At 41.6% G+C, this 21,381-nt stretch carries 17 protein-coding genes; all 17 read right to left on the reverse strand.

Annotation, left to right across the window (positions count from 1 at the left end):
• Positions 1-10: 10 nt before the first annotated feature.
• The 17 genes from pabB to KIK04_RS22645 all read right to left on the reverse strand — a co-directional run bounded on the left by pabB (position 11) and on the right by KIK04_RS22645 (position 21,379).
• Positions 11-1,810, reverse strand: a complete 1,800-nt coding sequence (gene pabB, locus KIK04_RS22565; RefSeq protein ID WP_232275977.1) for an aminodeoxychorismate synthase component I — start codon at positions 1,808-1,810, stop codon at positions 11-13.
• 27 nt (positions 1,811-1,837) lie between these two features.
• The gene (locus KIK04_RS22570) at positions 1,838-2,443 is read right to left on the reverse strand and encodes an anthranilate synthase component II (RefSeq protein ID WP_232275979.1); all 606 of its coding nucleotides are present in this window, start codon (positions 2,441-2,443) and stop codon (positions 1,838-1,840) included.
• A 649-nt stretch (positions 2,444-3,092) separates the two neighbouring features.
• A complete protein-coding gene (locus tag KIK04_RS22575; RefSeq protein ID WP_232275980.1) occupies positions 3,093-3,497 on the reverse strand; it encodes an erythromycin esterase family protein in 405 nt (134 codons plus the stop codon).
• Positions 3,433-3,798: a TraB/GumN family protein gene (locus tag KIK04_RS22580; RefSeq protein ID WP_232275982.1), complete on the reverse strand. Its 366-nt coding sequence runs from the start codon at positions 3,796-3,798 to the stop codon at positions 3,433-3,435. Before KIK04_RS22580 ends, KIK04_RS22575 begins: the two co-directional genes overlap by 65 nt.
• Positions 3,799-4,219: 421 nt before the next feature.
• Complete coding sequence (locus KIK04_RS22585) at positions 4,220-5,044, reverse strand: hypothetical protein (protein ID WP_232275984.1); 825 nt, start codon at positions 5,042-5,044, stop codon at positions 4,220-4,222.
• A 59-nt stretch (positions 5,045-5,103) separates the two neighbouring features.
• Complete coding sequence (locus tag KIK04_RS22590) at positions 5,104-5,910, reverse strand: hypothetical protein (protein WP_232275986.1); 807 nt, start codon at positions 5,908-5,910, stop codon at positions 5,104-5,106.
• Between the two features lie 238 nt (positions 5,911-6,148).
• Positions 6,149-7,993, reverse strand: coding sequence for a M56 family metallopeptidase (locus KIK04_RS22595; protein WP_232275987.1), 1,845 nt, complete (start codon positions 7,991-7,993; stop codon positions 6,149-6,151).
• Positions 7,994-8,010: 17 nt separating this feature from the next.
• Positions 8,011-8,400 (reverse strand): BlaI/MecI/CopY family transcriptional regulator, encoded by a 390-nt coding sequence (locus KIK04_RS22600; RefSeq protein ID WP_232275989.1) that lies wholly within the window; start codon positions 8,398-8,400, stop codon positions 8,011-8,013.
• 84 nt (positions 8,401-8,484) lie between these two features.
• On the reverse strand, positions 8,485-9,864 hold the full coding sequence (locus KIK04_RS22605; protein WP_232275991.1) for an AraC family transcriptional regulator: 1,380 nt from the start codon (positions 9,862-9,864) through the stop codon (positions 8,485-8,487).
• Positions 9,865-9,944: 80 nt separating this feature from the next.
• A complete protein-coding gene (gene ppsA, locus KIK04_RS22610; RefSeq protein ID WP_232275993.1) occupies positions 9,945-12,560 on the reverse strand; it encodes a phosphoenolpyruvate synthase in 2,616 nt (871 codons plus the stop codon).
• Between the two features lie 307 nt (positions 12,561-12,867).
• Positions 12,868-13,518: a GNAT family N-acetyltransferase gene (locus tag KIK04_RS22615; protein WP_232275995.1), complete on the reverse strand. Its 651-nt coding sequence runs from the start codon at positions 13,516-13,518 to the stop codon at positions 12,868-12,870.
• 223 nt (positions 13,519-13,741) lie between these two features.
• The gene (locus KIK04_RS22620; protein ID WP_232275996.1) at positions 13,742-14,506 is read right to left on the reverse strand and encodes a hypothetical protein; all 765 of its coding nucleotides are present in this window, start codon (positions 14,504-14,506) and stop codon (positions 13,742-13,744) included.
• Positions 14,507-14,700: 194 nt separating this feature from the next.
• Positions 14,701-16,434, reverse strand: a complete 1,734-nt coding sequence (locus KIK04_RS22625; protein WP_232275998.1) for a DUF4179 domain-containing protein — start codon at positions 16,432-16,434, stop codon at positions 14,701-14,703.
• Positions 16,382-16,930: an RNA polymerase sigma factor gene (locus KIK04_RS22630; RefSeq protein ID WP_232275999.1), complete on the reverse strand. Its 549-nt coding sequence runs from the start codon at positions 16,928-16,930 to the stop codon at positions 16,382-16,384. Before KIK04_RS22630 ends, KIK04_RS22625 begins: the two co-directional genes overlap by 53 nt.
• A 435-nt stretch (positions 16,931-17,365) precedes the next feature.
• On the reverse strand, positions 17,366-18,601 hold the full coding sequence (locus KIK04_RS22635) for a sensor histidine kinase (RefSeq protein WP_232278861.1): 1,236 nt from the start codon (positions 18,599-18,601) through the stop codon (positions 17,366-17,368).
• Positions 18,602-18,605: 4 nt separating this feature from the next.
• Positions 18,606-19,301, reverse strand: a complete 696-nt coding sequence (locus KIK04_RS22640) for a response regulator transcription factor (protein WP_232276001.1) — start codon at positions 19,299-19,301, stop codon at positions 18,606-18,608.
• 86 nt (positions 19,302-19,387) lie between these two features.
• Positions 19,388-21,379 carry an ABC transporter permease gene (locus KIK04_RS22645; RefSeq protein ID WP_232276002.1) on the reverse strand — a complete coding sequence of 664 codons (1,992 nt, stop codon included), beginning with the start codon at positions 21,377-21,379 and terminating at the stop codon, positions 19,388-19,390.
• Positions 21,380-21,381: the final 2 nt, after the last annotated feature.

Below are 21,381 nucleotides of genomic sequence, written 5' to 3' on the forward strand. Positions count from 1 at the left end.
CTTCCTTAAGTTAACCGACTGTTAAGTTAAATAAGTTATTTCGTGCAGAAGCATGCATACCATCTTCGGTAAGCTGTACAGGCAACCATCCCCTCACACTGTTGATGAGCCATATTTGCGAAGCATGAGTGACATCATCAAGTGTAAGTACGCGCTCTGCTATGATTCCGTCTGCAAGGAGCTGATTGCGCAATACTCCTGCCAACAGACCGCTTTCTCGCCGCGGAGTATAACGCTTGCCCTCCAGTTCCACAACGACATTCCCTGTCGTAAATTCCGTAAGTTCGCCTTTCTCGTTCCAGAGCAATACGTCATAGGCATGGTCATTTTGATTACGATGCTTGTCATACATCGTGCGATGAGTCGTTTTGTGATATAAGAAACGATGATTAGAGGGAACAGGATGCTCAGCAATAGATACCGTAAGCTTCCCTTCAAAATCTGTTATAGTTGCGCTATTAACTGAAATGCTGCCCGAGCGGGATAATAGCAACCGCACTTTTCGTAATCCAGCCGGATGATGCTGGGCGTGCTGTATGAGGGCTTTTCGAATTTCTTCGCTATTGGCTTTGAAATCTAAATACAATGCGGAGTCTAGCATCCGAGCGATGTGTTCATCAAGCATCGTATACGTTCCATTTTCCAATCTCAACGACTCAAGCAATTCGAATTTCGGCTTTACTTCCGTTAATAAAAGCGCCTTCGTTTTTGCCTCTTCATATTCGTCCGAGGCTGTAGAATCCCAAGTTATGCCTCCCCCAACACCGTATTCGGCCTGGCCACTTCGATGATCGATCCATACCGTACGAATCGCTACATTAAAGATAGCAGAGCCATCGGGACTCATCATCCCAATCGAGCCACAATAAATTTCCCGCGGTGTATGTTCAAGTTCATGAATTAAATTCATCGTGCTAATCTTTGGTGCCCCAGTTATAGAGCCACATGGAAACAAGGCAGCGAAAATATCGCTCATTTCCACGTCTGGACGTATATTGGCGGTTACGGTAGAGGTCATTTGAAACAAGGTGTAGTACTTCTCAATATCAAAAAGACTCGGGACATGCACACTTCCCGTTTCAGCGATCAAGCTAAGATCATTGCGAAGCAAATCGGTAATCATCACGTTTTCAGCCCGATTTTTTACCGATTGGTGAAGCCATTTGCTCAATAATTCATCCTGCTCTTGCCATAACCCACGTTTGACTGTTCCCTTCATCGGGCGGGTAATGATCTGATTTCCAATTTTCCGAAAAAAAAGCTCTGGAGATGCACTTAAGATGCTAAAGTCCCCCAGCTGGAGCATGGCAGAAAAATCTGCTTGCTGCGCATCGCACAATCTTGTGTAAAGAGCATATGAATCACCTTCAAAATGAGAACGAAGCCGCATTGTATAGTTAACTTGATAAGTATCTCCTCGTGCAATCGCCTCGTGAATCTGATGAATGCTCTCATGATAGCTCTCTTCAGTAAGGGTCGGTTTCCATTCTGAAATTCGATAATTTCCTTCGGAACATTCATGATCCGTTTCATACTGTGCGAAAATACCAAACCAAACAAGCGGCATAACGACATTCGGATGAACGTTAAACGCCGAATCAAATGCGGGAGCAGCCTCGTAGGATAAATATCCAACAGCATAATATCCACGTTTGACAGCCTCCTGTATCCGCTTTAACGCTGGCTTAACTTCGCTAGGACTTAGCGCTGTAACGATTTCAATAGGGTCTTTAAAAATTTTACGCTGCTTGACCCTATTCTCATCGACAAAATCAAACAAAATGTAAGGAGCTGATTGGATTTGACTCATCTGGGCCACCTACTATTATATTTTTGTTTATGGAGAAGCGTATTGAAGAGTAGTTTCCGTCTTTTTTCTTGCATAGCACTGTAAAAAGTTAGCTATAATGCGTTTTCCGTAAGGTGTGATGATGGATTCAGGGTGAAATTGGACGCCTTCAACTGCAAAATGCTTATGGCGAAGTGCCATAATTTCTCCGTCGCTTGACCAAGCGGACACTTCAAGCTCATCTGGTATAGCTGAGTCTACGATGAGAGAGTGATATCTAGCGACCGTAAGTGGTAACGGTAAACCTTGAAACAATGTTTTTCCATCATGGACGATATCGGAAGTTTTACCGTGCATAAGCTGTTTGGCCGAATTAACCGTTCCTCCAAAAGCTTGACCTATCGCCTGATGTCCGAGGCAAACACCCAAAATGGGGACTTTTCCAGCAAAATGACGAATGACTTGTAGCGAGACACCTGCTTGGGTTGGGTTTGAAGGACCAGGTGAAATCACGATATAGTCTGGTGTTAGACGTTCCAAATCATGAACCGTAATGGCGTCATTCCGGTACACCTGTACTTCCTCTCCGTGCTCCAAAAAGTATTGCACCAAGTTGTACGTAAATGAATCAAAATTGTCAATGATTGCGATCATGGGTATTTATCCACCTCATTTTTTGATAGTGAACAATTAAGCCAGTACCATTTTGATACACCGACTTATACAATCTAACAATTGAATTCGACCTATTCTTTTCTTTATGTGATAGCGGGAGTTGTATTAAGCAGTATCAAGCTGTGGACTCGAAGTACGGGTTTAATGATTCAGACGAATCATATTTTCTCATGCTGTAGGGATTTTTTTCTTGGAAGTTACTCACAGTGGTTAGTTAAATCAAATTAAGAGGAAACCAAAAAAAATACAAGATATAAGGTAATTAAATATTAAAACATTTTATTACAAAATTCGTGGTAAAATAATACATTTTCAACCTGATTATAATGGATTAAACAACAATTTTCAACAATTTTAATGTGAATTTAAAATAAATGTAATAAGAATATATTGTTATATGGAAAATTTAATGAATAAACCATGAAATGATTTATTATGGATTTTAATGAAATCATTATTGTGTTTTTTACTTTTTTACACGTTTGTGCATTCCATCATTATACAAATGTGCTGTAATTGAGCAATGTCAACTTGATCTGTGCGGTTACTACACGGTGACATAAAACAAAGAAACCGCAATTTACGCGGTTTCTAAGTGTCAACATGTTTGTGTTTTCTCTCCATTATTTTATCGCTTATATGGTTTATATAGATTTACCTTTCGAAAATTAATCAATGCATCATATGCCCCATCTACATTCATGTCAACATAATAATTGTCCATGTTACGACTGTTAGGATCATCGAAATTCTTAACAGCAATGCTGCCGATATAAGGCATTCTCAATTCCTTTTCTGAAACTAATCGCTTTAACTGCTTATCCTGCTTAGCATGATCCAAATCCAAGAAATACACATCCTCTGGCAATCGCATAAATGAATTAAGCAATCTGTTGTCACTACGAACTTCTAAAGTAGGCGGATTATTAACAGTTATTATTTTTGATGGGGCTGCTAATACGCCTTCATTAAAGGATGTTCCAATTGCATAACGCTGCCATCTCTTTCGTATGGTAGATGGGATTCCAATCATGCCACGCAGCTTGCAACTCGATGTCCTCTCCAGAAATATATCGGTTCATTAATTTAGATCTAGCAAATTCCGCTTCCAATACAAATGCGCGTATTCCATACTTTTCAACAAGCACCTTAAATACATCAAGCCGTACAGACTGAAATTCAGCATTGTTATGAGATGCTTCGCCTAAACCAATAATTTGAACACCATCGGGTATCGTCAATTGATTAACGGGTACAGCATACTTCTCTAGTTCATTAGGTTGCTCATTAGATTGACTAGAACAAGCAGTAAGAAATATCGATATAGCGACCATAAACGCTAAAATAAAACGCCACGTTGCGAGAACATTGTGTGATCTGCCGTCGTTCATCTCTGTTATTCTTTATACCGCTCTTTATTTTTGATACTCTTCTATGTATGTTCTTCATGATGATTCTTCAATAGTTAACTCCTTGCACCTACTTATTCCCTAGTTATCCCACTTTATTTTGTAATTATTTTCCTTATGTTTCTATGTATAAATGTATTCCCGCAATAATTCACTTACATGGTTTGATGAAGTTATCGAAAAAGAGCCTTCTTGGAAACCAGGCGTTATAAGCCTCTTTCTCGCAAAGATCATTAATATTTCAAAATAAAAAGAACTCGGTCACATGACCAAGTTCTTTCACTGCTATCGTTCTATTGTCATGTCCAAATTACTCTACTGGATAAACAGGTAACTCAGATCGTTTTCAAAGCTGTTTTTTTACTGCTGTTTTCGCCAGCTTGATGAGGTCTTCTTTCGTCAATGGATTGCCCGAATTTGTTTCGATTTGAAAGCTTTTACCATCCATATACCAGTTTACAAAATTTCTATACGTTACTTCCGCGATCTGACCTTTGAGATTTGGCCTTTCCTTTTGCATATCTTTGGCGGATTTATAGCGATATGACTTTCCTCTGTCTATTTTTTCATTCTCGTCATGTTGGTAACTCGATAATGCGATATAGTCTTCTCCATTCGTGTACGTCAATAGAATATGGATACTCGTTTTTTTAAACGGCTTGGAATATACCTGTTTGCCCAGCTTTTTAGCCTCGGCTTTTATTGCTGCTATTTCCTTAGGCGTGATCACTCTAAAAATACTCGCTTTGCTCAAAGTATAACCCTCCGGCAGGCCAGTAGGCTGCTGCGGTACCGCCTCTTTCAAGGCCGATGCTCTTTTTATGTAAGCCTCATAAGTATCGAAGCTTGGAGATTGGTCTCCCATGACAGTTACTTCTGAAGAGGAGACACTCCCAGTTGGAACGTGTTCCTTAACTTTCTTTAATTCGTTGCTGACATATAAGACATACGTGTCATAGGGGTTTTGTTCCAATAATTTATTGATTCTATCTTTCTCTTCTTGTGCTAACTTCTCACCTTCAGTTGACGCCGTTGCTGTAGCGGTAGCCATCTTCGAGGTGATGTCATTTGCAGCGCGGGATGGCGCGGCCTCTGCCGTGAGGTTCATCGAAGAACCTAATAATAAAATACTGCTTAGTGCGGTGATTGCTACTGTTGATGCTGTTTTCATGTTGTAGGACTCCTCATATTTTTAAAATGATTAGCTCTAAAATGATTCCATTTTCAAAGCTATTTTTTCACTGCTGTTTTCGCCAGCTTGATCAGGTCTTCCTTCGTCAATGGATTGGCTGAATTGGTTTGGATTACAAAATTTTTACCACTTTCAACCCATGTAAGATAATTGGAATAGTTAGATCCCTTGCTACTCGGATATTTCTTTTCCATTTCTATAGCCGATGTATAAAGATATTGTTTTTCTTTCCCCTTTTTTTCTTTCTCGTCAGGATGCTCACTCGAAATTACGATATAGTCTTCTCCAGACGTGTACGTTAACCGGATATGGTCACTCGTTTTTTTAAACGGCTTGGAATATACTTGTTTGCTCTGCTTTTTAGCCTCGGCTTTTATATCTTTTAAATCCTTAGGCGTGAACACTCTATAAATATTCGCTTCGCTCATGGTATACCCCTCCGGCAAACCAGTAGGTTGCTGCGGTACGGCCTCTTTCAAGGCCGATGCTCTTTTTATGTAAGCCTCATAGTTATCGAAGCTTGGAGATTGGTCTCCCAAGACAGATATGTCTGAAAAGGAAATACTCCCAGCTGGAACGCTTCCCTTATCTTTTTTTAATTCATTGCTGACATATACGACATACGTGTCATACGGGTTTTCTTCCAATAGCTTGTTAATTCTATCTTTCTCTTCTTTTTCTAGCTTCTCACCTTCACTTGACAACTTTGCTGTAGCAGTAGCCGTCTTCGAGGTGATGTCATTTGCAGCGCGGGATTGCGCGGCCTCTGCCGTGAGGTTCACCGAAGAACCCAATAATAAAATACTGCTTAGTGCGGTGATTGCTACTGTTGATGCTGCTTTCATGTCATAGGACTCCTCTCACTTTTGAATGCAATAAATAACTACAACTGTAGTTTATATTTAAATACTACAACTGTAGTTTATTAAAGTCAACAGTATCTCTGTAAAATCTCCCATTTTATTATCCTACAAAAGTTGCGGTATCTTATCACTTTCGAATCGCACGCAAAAAAAGCCCCTGCATCCTTTTTGAGACTGCACGGACTTTTTACAAGAGCGAAGACGACTCACTCTTATATTTTTATTTTACTGCTGTTTTCGCTAACTTAATCAGGTCTTCCTTTGTCAATGGATTGCCTGGGTTCGTTACGAATTGAAAACTTTTGTTACCTACCCTCCAGTTAAAATAGTTGCCATTGGGAGCTTGCGGTTCTTTCTTTGCCATGTCTTTAGCCGATATATAGCGATATTCGTTTTCTTTGCCCTTTATTTCATGCTCGTCAAGATGAGAATTTGAAATGGTGATAAAGTCTTCTCCATTTGTGTACGTTAAATGGATATAGTCACTTTTTGTCACGTTAATCTTCTTAGAATATACCTGCTTGCCCAGCTTTTTAGCCTCGGCTATTATGGGTTTGAAATCCTTAGAAGTGTAAGAAGAATATACTTTTGCTTTGTTAAAGGTATAACCTTCCGGCAAGTGAACAGGTTGTTGCGGTACCACCTCTTTTAAGGGCGCTACTTTTTTGAGGTAAGCCTCGTATGTATCGAATGAAGTGTTCCCCAAGGGAGAAACCTCTAGCCTGCCTTTTTGTTTCATTAATTCATTGCTGACATATACCATATACGTATCATACGGGTTTTTTTCAAGTAATTTGAAGATTCTCGCGATCTCCGCTTTCTCTGGATTCTCGTCTACACTTGCAGCCTTTGGTTTAACGGCTTCCGATTTCAAGGCGAGCTCGCTTCCCGCACGGGATGGAGTTGCCTCAACATCGTTCCCCTCCGCATTTACTAGTGTTACGCTACCAAGTACAGCAATAATCGCCATCCCCAAGAGCGACAAATGATACGATTTTTTATGAAATCGCTTGATCATTAACAATCTTCGCTTCATTTGTTTATGCGTCGCGGACAATCCGGCAAGCCCTGGCTGAAGTTGTTGGCCTGAATAATGAAAATGCTCAAGCACATGGATGATGGTTTTCCCGTATGTATGGCTTTGCTGCGGACTCAGCCGATCCAATACAAATGCGTCACAAGCCATCTCCTGATCCTGTCTTGCTTTATGTACAGCAAGCCATAATAATGGATTAAACCAATGGAGCATTAGGAGGATATGCATCATCCAATTGACCACTCCATCCCGTCGCTGAACATGCGCGAACTCATGTGCCAAAATACACTGAAGCTGATCCTGCTGCAGAGTGACGAGCAGACTAGGTGAAATAACGATCGCAGGCTTGCGAAGACCGACTAAAGCAGGCCCGGGAATGTGCTCACTGGCTATAAACTGCACGTCACGCTTCACACCCATTAGCTCCTTCGTTTCGTGGAACATGGCCGATAAATAAGGTGTATCAATCGTTCTGCCCGCGCGCAGTGCTTGCTTCAACCGAAACTGATCGCAACCCATTTTCACCGCAAAAATAAGGACTCCCAAAAGCCAGACCAACATCAGCATATTAATGAAGCCGATTTGCTTAAACCCGCTCCACCAGAAAGGTATGTCCCATACAGTACTTGATTGGTGAGAAGGACCCAATACGCTTGCGGTTTCTCTTATAAGGTTGCTTGTCTCAGTGTCAGAAGAATGCTCTACTTGTGCCGCCGCTTCGCTATTTCTCCCTGAACCCAACCAGAAGTTGTGCGAAGCTGATGAACTTTGGGTCTGTAGTTGATGAACGGGAACGACGCCCTCCACTGAAAAAACATTGTATAAACTAAACGAAGATTCCGGCGCCCAAGGCAGCAACAGACGAATCGCCACAGGAATCCACAGCAGATACTTCCATCTGACTTCAAGATTTTTTTTGAATATAAATTGCAGGATAAGGACTAGTAAGATCAGGATGCTAGCCATAAATGATCCGCGGACCACCCAGCCGAAAAACGATAATAAACATTCATACCATGTTGGACTCATTATCAATCGCTCTTTTCCTATTCGTCGCTGTGGTTTTCGTCAAATAAAGACTTGAGATCCTCGATTTCCTTCTTATTTAGCTTCTTATCCACTAAAAAATGGGCTAGCATCGGCTTTAATGCCCCGCCATACAGCTTTTTCATAAAAGATGTGGTTTCTGATCGCAAGTATTCTTGCTCGCTGATGACTGGATAAAATAGCTGGTTGCGCTTCGAACCATCTTCTAGCCTCGCCCCCGCCGCTTCCTTCTGTACCAATCGAGTAAGCAGCGTTCGGCTCGTATTCGGACTCCACTCCATGCGCTCCTCCAGCTGCTTTACGACCTCACTGGAAGGGCAATCCGGCTTTGCCCACAACACGCGCATAACTTCCAGCTCTGCATCCGTAATGTGTATGTGTTGTTTCATGTATGCACCTCCCCTATTTATAATTAAACTACGAATGTAGTTATAAATTGATGCTACTATTGTAATTGAGCAATGTCAACTTGATTACCTAGGAACATCTTCACAACAATTCGCGCCAAAATGAATCCGAACGAGCGTATCCAACTTCACTTTACCATCTTGAATGATGAATTCCTCGAATCCTTTTCTCGTCCTGATATACGTCTCCTGCTGTTCAAACCATTTGCAAAATGCTTTTCCTGTCGGTTCCAGCATACGATGAAGCGTAGGAGTGACGATGTACAATCCTCCGTCGCAATCTATCAGCTTGATCCGCAAATCCACCGTTATCGACACATCTTGCCCTGTAACGTCCATGTGCACTTCGTAAAAGAAGTCTTCTTCCGGTGCACCACCGTTATTATTCGCTCGAATACGCAGATCGGAGGGGGCAAAGCCTTGAGATAGCGCCCAAGCGATCATCACGTCAAATGCTTCTTGCTTTACCTGATACCATCGCCTCCCCTTCCTACCAGCAGCTTTGTAATAAGCTGCCTGATACGGTTGCAGTTCCACAATCTCTTTGGTTTCTGTAATGACCGATTCGATTGGAATATAAATATCCATTTCGTGTAGCTCTGGCGGTATTCCGAGGTGGGTAGCGCAACGCAAGTCATAATGTTCCATGATCGGACCAGAAGCAGTTTGAAACGATGAGCTAGGAAACCAATCTCTGAAAATATAGTTATACGTTCGCCCTATCGACTCCCCAACTGGTCCGACTGCCGTGAATCTTGCATATTTCGTTTTTGGTATGATCCGTGCTACTGTCCCAGGGGGAACATGGACTACACTTGTCACTTCGATCCCGATAAAATAAGTAAATCCGCTTTCGTCTTGATCTACCGACAGCGCATAATCCATCTCTTTTTCCGGCTCTACTCGTAGATGTTCGATACTGCCGAACATCGCCTTCCAATTATCGAAATATTGCTTCCATAAATCGGTGGGCGATGCCGAGCCATCTTCTATTCGACATTCGATGCCAATCAATTTCATAGCTAGTTTCGTTACGATCGATACTTCGGGAGTGTTTTTCACCAACGTTACGCCTCCTTTTCGCTGCTGTGCAAGATTAACAGCGTGAAACGCAGGCAGGAGGAACCGTCTCCTCCGATAGTTTTCTGGCGTTATGCCATACGCGCGTTTGAAAGCTCTTCCGAACACGTCATGGGACTCAAAGCCGTAATCATATGCGATGTTGGCGATGGTATCCTTACTTTGGCTAACCTGTTCGGCTGCCAGATGTAGCTTGCGAAACCGCACATACGACATGACGGTATAACCGGTATATGCTTCGAATACACGCAGAAAATGTGACTTGGAGAAGCCAGTTAACTCTACAAGCGACTCACATGCAATGTCATCCTGCACATGCGTCTCGATATAATCGAGTACGGATTGAATTTTTCGTTCATATGGCATGGATGTGCACCTCCACGGCACGATTGTAGCATAAAGCATAACAGGCTTCTCGATGTTTTTTCTCGTCTCCTTACTGTGTATTACAATATTTCGATATACCCGTCTGTTCCATGCACGCGAATTCGTTGTCCATCTTTTATTAGTTTGGTAGCATTCTCCGCTCCAACAACTGCTGGTAAGCCATATTCACGTGCGATAACTGCTCCGTGGGTCATCAGTCCACCCACTTCGGTGACTAGACCTTTTATGGATACAAACAATGGTGTCCAGCTAGGGTCAGTAAAGGAGGTGACTAATATATCTCCATCTTCTAGATCAGCATCTTCCATGTTTAAGATGACACGTGCTCGCCCCTCTATAACTCCGGAAGAAACAGGTAGACCTATAATAGCTTCAGCGGGGAGATTCTCTCGCTTATACTTACCTACAATGATTTCACCGTCTGACGTGATAACTCGTGGTGGAGTTAGTTTTTCATAACATTTGTACTCGTCTTTTCGTTGGCTGATGATCGGGTAATCTAGTTTATTGGTGCGTACGACTTCGCGAAGTTCTTCAAAAGTGAGATCGTATATATCTTCTTTTTCGTGAATAACACCCGCTTGCACGAGTCGTTCGGCTTCTTTCAGTAAAGCCTGCTTATAAACGAAGTAGCGATTAACCATGCCGTACTTTGGATATTCCCGATAACCGATAAAGCTCCGGATGAGGTCGATCATTCGCTTTGTTTCTTTGGCTTTTTGTTCACCATCAGGTAATTGCTTCAATCGATCTAATAACTCTTGTTCTTTGTTCAAAGCTTCCTGTCGCCCTTGCTCAAATTTCCGTTTGCTAGCATTAGGCTCAAAGTTTTTGATGTTACCAAGAATCAACGGTACAAGTGTAATTGGTTTTTCGCTCCAACGAGTTCTAGTCAAATCGATTTCTCCAGCACATCGCATTCCGTATTTGTTGAGATAAGCATAAAATGCGTCTTTGGTTTCCTGTCCACCATCAAACTGAATCAGTTTATCCAAAAAGGCATCTTCTTTTACATGTTGTAAATAATTAATGACTTCTGGGTAAGGACGAATCACATCTGCGACATCCAATAGCGCTAGACCCATCTCCGAAGTAATATTGTTGGGTACAGATTGCGAAAGCGTATCTGCTACGGTTTTTTCACCTAGCCACTCATTCATTTTTTCATTGATCCATGTTGAAGCATCCATAGCAGCTATAATCACACCCAAACTTTGTGGGTCAAATAAAATCTTCTTTAGTTGCTGGATATCTTCTAGAATAAAATGAAATAAATCCGCGCCTGATTTCGTCTGGATGTTGTGTGTTAACTGTTCGATTGATGTTTGACTACTCTTAATCAAATCAGATACGATTGTCGGATCATTGTCGATTTGTGCTTCAAAACCCGCAAACGACATATCTTTATTGCTGTTACTAGAGCTCGATTCTTTTTTATCATTGGGTAACGTTTTTATAAAATTGCCTCGCTCCATTATGGTCATAAGTGCGTCTTTGATGAGCGGATCGGATTGCCCCAAGGTATTTAATATCGTTTCTCTGTTGACAGGTGAAGCCAGCATAGGTGTAACATCAACAAACAACCTTCCACCAGCTTTACGCATGGGCGCTGGAGTCGTTAACAGGAAAAAAGACAATCCTAGTGGCTTCATGGGATCGGTCATCATTTGTTGATGACCAACAGATACGTAAACGTGATTTTCTTGATCATTCGCTTCAGGGATCGGATATAAAGTCGTGATTGGCCGACTCTGGACCATATAAAAGGTATCATCAACCAAACACCATTCGATATCTTGTGGGCAACCAAAATAAGCTTCGATCTGTTTTCCGATACGCGCCAGTTGTATAATCTGTTGTTCAGTAAGGGTTTGAGTCTGTTGCTGATCGGGATCGATCTGCTTTGTCTCTGTTCCGCCTTCTTTACGTCCGTAGATAGCCAATTTTTTAGTTGCTATCCTCTTATTTACGATTTCCCCTTCCTGTACTTGATAACAATCGGCAGATACCAAACCAGAGACGAGTGCTTCTCCAAGTCCAAAGCTGGCATCTATGGATAGTAGCTTCCGGTTGCAAGTAATGGGATCAGCGGTAAATAAAATGCCTGAAGCCTGTGGGAAAACCATTCTTTGCACGATAACGGATAAATAAACTTGAGTGTGGTCGAATCCTTTTTGCATACGGTAGATTACCGCACGATCCGTAAATAGGGATGCCCAACATTTGCTGATATGCTGCAAGATGGCTTCTTTGCCGATGATATTTAAAAAGGTGTCTTGTTGACCTGCAAAAGAGGCATGTGGCAAATCTTCAGCAGTCGCACTAGAACGCACTGCGTAAGCATGTTCCTCGCCAAACAGGGAGAGATAGTGAGTAACTGCTTTCACAACATCAGAAGGAATTTCAATTTTCATAATGGTTTGTCGAATCTTCCTGCTGATTTCACCAATTTGGTCTCGATTTTCTACTTTTAGCATGGTTAGTCGATCCAACAAAGCATGATATGTTTCGTTTTGTTCGATGGCTTTTTGATAGCCCACTGTTGTGACACAAAATCCTTCTGGTACTTGTATTGCTTCCATTTTTGATAATTCCCCTAAATTGAACCCTTTTCCGCCAACGAGCAAAAGCTGCGTTTTCTCTATCTCCTGAAAACCGAGAACCAAAGAACTCATTACAATATCACTCCTAACCATTAAATTGAGAAAAAATTTGACAAGAGTCCACCTGCATGGTATTATAAAATTATAAGATGCATTAACTATGTGTAATAATAAAATTATAGACTTGACCTGATTATATCATTGTGTCTGTTTATATGCAATGTTTAAGAACCTGATACAACTATCCAGGTTCTTTTTTGATATCCCGCTATATTGTTTTGAATTGAATTTTTCATCGCTTATGGTGCGAGTACTGTCCGCTTTCAATTCGAGATTTGTCGGAAATGGGAATTCAATGGTCCACAGCTTGTATTCCTTATTACTCAATCTCATCACTCATCTTAAGTACCATATAATCCCATTTCATTTCATTGAATAAAAAATGCCATAAGATACTATTCGATTGCGAATCCGTATGGAATGATAACCGCTCATATAGCTGCTTAGCCCGCGGGTTTTTACCAGAGACGTACAAACTTAAGTGGTTCAGGGTTGGTTCCGTTTGTACAAAATGAAATGCCCACTGTAATAACAGCTTTCCAACCCCCTTGCTCTGATGTTCCGGATGAACAACAACGTCTTCAATATAACATTCCCCTATCTCAGGCGTATGCTTAAACAAATATAATCCAATCAACATCTTAAGCAGGTTCCACTTCCCAAAACTATTGAAACTTTTCCACGAAGACAGCTTCTGTTTGCTCCTGTTGTCAGATTCGCCTTTCCATTTGACGGATATCGTTCCAATAACTTCTCCATTTTGCAAAGCAACCATTCTTTGATTGGCTGGATCAGCTGGAGAATGCTCAAACTGCTTTTCGAAAAAAAGAGCAAGATCGTCATCACTCATCGTTGTAAGATGTTGAAACTTGCCGCGAAATACGTACACAAGTAATCTGCTGACCTCTGAATGATACTTAGCCTGCATAGGTTCAATCGTGATCGGTGAGTTCATCACGTTTGTATTCATTTCGTAATCTCCTTATGTTCTTGATCACTACTCTTAGCATTAGAATAAGCTTTGACATAGTGTCAAGGTCAAGCAAGACATTAATTGTTCAAAAAACAGCATTTGCCGTTTTCGTTTACCGATCTCCTGTACTTGCGCGGTCCAAGCTGCCGACAACATGTACCGGCAGCTTGTAACATCGCTTGTTTATGGCAGTTCTGCCTTGCGAATGAATGCATCAGATTTATTTTTTAATCATCGTGTTCGCAAGCGCAATCAGTTCCTCCTTCGTTAATGGATTCCCGGGATTGGTCGATATTTCGTATGATATTCCTTTTTCCGTCCAATAAAGCTGATTGCGGAGGGTTTTGGCATACTTCTTTTTATCCTCTTCACTGTAGCTATCTACAGATTTGTATTTGTATGTTGTCGAATCTTTCACAGGGTAATAATTCGTGTGCATTTGAAAAATAATATTGTCGCTTCCATTCGTATACTCCAGCTTGATCTTTCCGGCTTCCGTCCATTCGAACTTTTTGGAATACACGACTTTGCCTTTGCCTTCGGCTTTTACTTGCGCCTGAAACGGTTTATTGTCTAAATGATTCTGGATTTCTCCTTTGATAAAGGCGTAGCCTTCTGGCATCCCCTCTGGCTCAACCACAATAGGCCCATTTAATTTAGACACCCATTTCTCGTAGTCTTCGTATTTTTTGAATGTTGGGAAATTCACATAATATTGAAATTCACTACCGCCATTCAATGCCTTATCGCTAACATATAGCAGATAGACGGCTCCTGGATTGTTATTTGTTAATTTCCCTAGTTTTTCATGTTCAGCTCTGATTAGTTTCTTTTTCTCCGCAGCAGTCAGCACCTTAGCTGCGACCGTGTTGAGTAAACTGCTTTCAAACGATGGACTTGAAACTGCCTGTGCGGCAACATTCACGGAACCTAGCAGTAAGATAGTGCTTAGCGTAGCGATTACGAATTTTGATCTGTTTTTCATAGGTAATTGTTCCTCTCTAGTTAAATAATTTATGAATGGACATCAGGCAGACTGCACTTCCTTAATAGTGGGATCCCTTATGTGCAAACCTCTATCTTATTAACACATCCCGTTTTAATTTGGTTCACTAATTTGGTGAGAAATGAAAAATGCTGCCCAAACGTCATCTGATGACGCGGACAGCATTTGTCATGCTACTGTAGCTTTACTTTCCATTCCCGATCGCTGTGTCTAATTTCGAAGCTATACAAATATAGCTCCGTTTCGGTTCCCTTAAATCCACGATACACATTTACGAACTTGTTGGAGTTCTCCCAATCAAGCCAATTCTCCTCCCATTGGAAGAACAGAACATCCCCGTATACTCGCTCATTTCCCCGTTTCAGGAATGTCTGAGTAACACCGCTGAACTTTTGATTCTCGCTCTCGTTTTCGACATAAAGGTCACCGTCTTTTGTATAATAGGATACATTCAATGGATATCCCTCTATGTCCACCCGCATTACTTTCTTTTCATCAGTAATGTCTTTCAACTTGATTGGCTTCTTGTAGTCTGTATACTCCTCGATCTCATGTTCCAACAGCAATTGTATCGGCGTGTCTTCAGTCAGACGCAGATCAGGTGGAACCGTGAACGCAAATACTTGCTTATATCCATGAGACGGAGTATTCGCATACTCGAATGTTTGCGCCCCCTGCAGCTTCTGCCCATTTACCAACAACGAAATCTTCCGGTACGGAAGTCTTCGAAATGCCTGCTTATTTTCTACTTCCAGCTTTACTGCTGTCGGCCTGATGATCAACTTGCGGATAATCGAGTCCCCTTGCACTGAGCGGATTGGCATGTTCAAGTCCCGGGTTATGGATGCCTGCAACGACTTTTCCTTGTTCAAAGTGAGCGTGCCGATGTTCCATTCCCCCTCGATATGGCTTCCCTTTACTCCATAGACGAATTCGAAGGAAGTGCCGCTTTGCAGCAACTTGTCCATACTATAGCTTTCTTGTGTGCCCCATTCCTGAGCCCCTTCAATCACAATCGGTCGAGACATCTTATAACCTGTTCGCTCTACCGTTTTTTCTCCCATTTTCACTTGAATTTGAGGAGCGACGATGTTGAAAATCGAATCATCCGTGTATGAAAAGGAGTATTTGAGCAGCACATGCCCTTTTTCGCCTTGCACGAATTGTACGTTCAATTCCTTGATTCCACCAGCATGGATCGGAAAGCTCTGTACCCCTGTCTGATGTGGATCCAGAGCGATTGGAATGCCAACGTAGTCATAAGCCTTCAGTCCGCGTGCCTGCAATTGCACGTCCGCTTCATTGCCGGAAAACGTCCAGGGCGTTTCGAGAATGCCTTTATAGGTGCCGCTTCCTTCATCCCATGCATGCGAATAGGAACTTCTATCCGAGTTAATTCGACTCGTCATAGCCTCCACACCACCTATCCGTGCAATAGAATCCCCTTTGCTGTCTTTCAATTCCAAATGATCAAAGATCCACGTTCGCTCTTTCTTATCCCCTGTATCCAAGCTGTATAATAACGCAGTTCCATTATCGTCGGACACCGCCGTATCGATTGTGAACGTGACGTCGTTATTCGTAACAGTCTTATCGAGCTGCTGCCCAAATCCATGTTGGAGCGCCGACTTCACGCCTGAATGATAAATGAAATCCCAGTTCCCGGTCATATAAGCAAGCGCCGGAGTAGCCAACAGGATAAATACCGCTACGGAGAGTCCGGCTAAGCGACGTCCGCGGAACAACGCTCTCGTGTGTAGCGATGTGGCAGATGTTTTTAGCTCGCCCTGCTCATTTCTGGCCGCCTCGATCCGCATCCACATCGAATCGAAGTCAGGATAGGAATGGTTGCTGTCATCGCCCAACTGCTGAGAGAGATTTACGATTTCGTTGGCTCTCTTCTTCATGCGCCGCACCTTCCTTTCCTTGCAATATCTTCTGCTTGCATGGATATTCCTCTGCTAGCTTCAAATCATCCTCTAACTCGTCCAATATGACCCTCATCATTTTCAGCCCCCGGTTCAAGCGAGATTTTACGGTCCCCACCGGAATATGTAAAATATCCGCAATGTCGCCTAGCGGCAAATCGTTCGTATAGCGCAGTGTTACGACCACTCGGATTTTATCCGGCAGTTTCGCGAGGCGCTGCTTCCACTCCTCCTCCGATTCGTTTTGTTCGGCAATGGCGAGGACGGAAGGCTCCACCTGCTCCCGTTGAAACAAGAGCAGCAGCTTCTCCTTCACCCATCTCGACTTGTTCTTCCGCAAATGATTCAAGCAATGATTGACCGTTATCCTCATCAGCCAAGTTTTTAAATGTTCCACCTGCTCCCATTCCGAGGCGAGTGCCTTTATGAACACTTCTTGGCATATGTCCTCCGCGTCTGAGACATTGCGCAGCATATAGTAGCAGGTCCTGTATACATCTTTGTTGTATCGTTCGAAAAATTCCCTGTCAGTCAACAGGTTCCCCACCTTTCCCAAATATCGCTAGCTGCTGCTCCCCCTTGAACATGCATTACTATATTAACAACTATCTCCTGCAAAAGGTTCAATAAATGGATAAATGGGATGAAAAAAATTAAAATGGTGCCATTCGGGTTCCATCGGCACCTCGAACCGAACCATTTTCCGATAGAGAGACAGTATAGAGTGTAAGCTGCTTACTCTGGAGGGCCCTCTGAATGCAAACTGAAGATATGTACCCCTTACTCATCAAAATGAAAAATGGGTGAAAAGTAATAAGAGGCTGGTATCCTTAGCGTACAGGAAACCGGCCTCTTCTGATCCACAATAGCAGCCATCCTCAGATTCTCGATCCCGCTCCTTGTATCTAATTTAGAATTTAATAAAGGTAATCGTAAATTTTGTATAGGCATACTTCTCACTCTCAACTTTAATCAGGGCATCATGTGCTTCGATAATGGCTTTGGTAAGCGCCAAGCCAATTCCGGCAGAATCATGTTTTTTAGAACCGCTTGTTTTGTAGAATCGTTCAAAGATATGCGGCAGTTCATGGGCTTCAATTCCTTCTCCAAAGTCTTGAATGACTAATTCTGTGTAAATCGGTGTATCTTTGAATTGAATCATGATCTTACCACCGGGCTTGGAATGTTCGATCGCATTCTTCAGCAGGTTCAACACCGCTTCCTGCATCCACATTTTATCGTGCACAACGACTATTTCCTTCGGCTCATCCCAGACAATCGACATATGATGCTCACTGATCATGCTTGCCAATCGATCCACAACTTCCTCAATAGTCTCCACCAAATTTGCTCGTTCTTTATCAAATTGAATGGCTCTGGCGTCGATTTTCGCTACCTTCAACAAATTTTGAATCAAGACATTCATCCTGGAAATTTGAACATCATTATTGGTTAATAATTGAACTTGCTGCTGGCGGGGCAAGTTTTCATTCAACATCATTTCATTGTAGATGGATATCGTTGAAAGAGGTGTTTTTAATTGATGGGAAATATCTTGCAGCATTTGACCTAAAAACTTTTTTTCTGCAAGCAGATCCGTCATACTTTTTCGAATCATATCTTTCATGGATCGAAAGGAAACCGCTAATTTGGCGAGTTCCCCTTCTTTATTTTCATTTATGATCACGGAGTAATCCCCAGCGATTATTTTTTTTGCTGCCGAAGTAAGTTGTTTAATGCGATGGAAGATAAGCTTGTATTGCCAATAGCTTGTCCCAAACAACATAAATGCGAGAATCAGAAGTCCCCAAAAAATAGATTGATTATGCCCAGTAATATGGCTATTTAAAACGGGAAACAGCTCTGACTCCAAATCTTCATAGATTCCGTACTGCTTAAAGATCTCTCTTCCTTTTTCCTGATACACACTCGAATCAGAAGAATGGCGTGTTAACACTTTCATAATTTCCGCTTCATTGTCGGGATTCTGTTCAACTAATCTAGCCGTAATTTCGCCCCAAGTTGTAATAGAATCGGTCTTCAATCGATCATAGAACAGCTGATGTGAAATAAACTGGTAACTTGTATATAGAAATAACAGAGCGGCCAGTATCATCATGTAGCTTTTCAACTCGGTATTTTTCATCATGTTACTCATGACTCACATCCTTACTCCAACGATAGCCCAAGCCTCTTATCGTAACGATAAACTGTGGATTTTTTGGGTCATCTTCAACTTTATCTCTTAAGCGCCTAATGTATACAGATAACGTGTTCTCATCAAAAAAAACCTCATCTCCATCCGTTATTTTGTGCAGGAGTTCATCTCTTGTTAGTGCTTTGTGGGCGTTCGTCATAAAAGCTAACAAAAGCTTATATTCTAAATTCGTGATTGGAATGCTTTCTTGATTTTTGTAAACTTTGACTTGGTTCATATCCATTTTTATACTTTCAGATGTTAAGATCGTCGAAGAAGTTCCCGGTCGCGCTTGTTTGCGCAATTGCACTTTTACTCTAGACATAAGTTCCTTGACTCGAAAAGGCTTTGTAATATAATCGTCCCCTCCAATATCCAGTCCCATGACTACATTTGCTTCTTCATCAAGCGCGGTTAGGAAAATAACCGATGTATCGTTTTGTTGTTTGAAATGAAGACATAAATCATAGCCATTTCCATCTGGAAGACCGATATCCAGAATAGTCAAATTAAAAGGATGAGTATCAAACTGGTGTATTGCTTCTTTTACACTAGTTGCTCTGACAACCTCATAACCTTCATTTTTTAACGAAAACTCGATGGCTAAACCAAGTGCCTCATCATCTTCAACAAGCAATATTTTATTCAAAGGTGTCTCTCCTTCTCTCCATACCATTTCAGTTATTGATCGTCAAATAAGAACAGCCCGACTATAAAATAGCCGGGCCCTCGATATTATTGTTCCCTGATCACATCAATGATATTATCTTTTTGAATTTTCCTTAGCGGGATTAGCACAGAAACGTAACTGATCAACAAAGCGGCAGCAAACGTTATAAGACAAGCCCCGTAGGGAATGGACCATTCAATTGTGCTGATGCCTGAAACAGCCAAATACATAATATAAGAAAGTATACAACCGAAGAAGATCCCTTGCAAACTTCCTGAAAAACCGTATATTAGCGCTTCGTAGATGATCATTTTTTTCAAATCTCGTTGTGACATGCCTATTGATTTTAACGCAGCCAGTTCTTTTCGTCTAATGATGATACTGATTGTAATCGTATTAATAATATTAAGACTACCAATTAAAGAAACTACCGTAATAAAACTATATACAAGCACTTTAATAACGAGCTCTGTTTCTTTCTTTGCTTTATTTTCATCCACGTGATTAACGATTGTAATCGAGTGTTTTGATCCAACCGCCAGCTGAATGTCCTCAACGGTCGTGTTAGATTGATTCGCATCCATTAAATGAATTCTAATACTGGAGTCCTGCTCGTACACTCCTGATACATTTTCAAGGGGCTCGAGTGAATTCAATAGCTTCAGCAATTGCTGGCTTTTGACTGAAGCATCATCATGATCAGGTTGCAAATAAATCGTTATATCCGACTTCGTAGATAAATCTTTCACATATTTGGATGAGAATGCGAATTCCATAATAGACGAGAACGTAATAAACAATACACTGCTAATAATGATGGATAAGATTGTAATGGTATAACGATTTTTATTTCTTTTTACATTTTTCAAGGCTAGACTCAAAGGAAAGGATAGCGGCTTTTTCAGCACAGAATTCTTTTGTTTTTTGATCGCTTCCTTTTTAATTGCTAACCTGCTGCTGATTGCGAGCAAGGGAGATATTCTGCCTGCACGAAAAGCCGGATAATAACTTGACGCGAGCACGGCCATCATGGTGATGATCGAACTGATCAATAAAATCTTCCAATCGATATGGAAGAGCGATACACCTGCACCATTTTCTAATAACATTAAAAATATGAATTGGAGAGCAGCAAGAGCCAATATGCTGCACACAATCCCGAGCGGGATGGCGATGACGGCCAGCACAGCTGCTTCTCTCAACACGATTTGTCTAATTTGCTTTCGTGTAGCGCCGATACTTCTTAACAAGCCGAATTGCTTCATCCGTTCGACGACGCTGATCTGAAAAGCGTTATAAATGACTACAGCCGTCGCGATCACAACAATACTGACAACGATGATAACTATGGCCAAGATCGCTTCATTCGATCCCGGTTTCAATACATTGATCAAATCTTGATTGATCTCGATATGCTTGTCATCTGTTAGTGAATTGATTTCATCTAATACCTCGTTAAAGTTCGCTTGCTCGTTAATTTCGACTAAAATTCTGCCTTCTCCAACAGCAAAATCACGTTTGTATGTTAATAGGCGGGCCACTTTATTTTTCTGTGTAAATTCGCGATTATTCAAAATCCCAACCAATTTATATGTTTTTCCAGCCAACTCAAAGGAGTCACCGAGCTGAAGATCCCCTTTCATATAAGGAAGCGCCCATGAATCGACAACAGCTTCATCACCATTGGCTGGTAAATTTCCATCAACGAGACTGTACGTTAAAAACTCCATGGCGGAATGATCAGCGAAATTCATTTGCACTGAAATATCTCCAGACGGAACAATGTCACCCTGAGACATCAAACCAAACGATGCAATCTGGGGATTATACTTGATTTTATTTAATATCGCTTCATCGTATTTTGATATACCGACGTGAAAAGAAACCCCATGTGACTTCTTAATATTTTCAATTTGGGCGAGTTGTGATCCTTTCATAAAAAGGCCGATCGTTGAAATTAATGCTACAGAGAGTACGATTCCAACAAAGGTTAAAATGGTTCGTTTGATGTTCCCCTTTAAATACTTACTGCTTAATTGTTTATAATTGCTGATCACCT

Source organism: Paenibacillus sp. 481, assembly GCF_021223605.1.
Lineage (GTDB): Bacteria > Bacillota > Bacilli > Paenibacillales > Paenibacillaceae > Paenibacillus_B.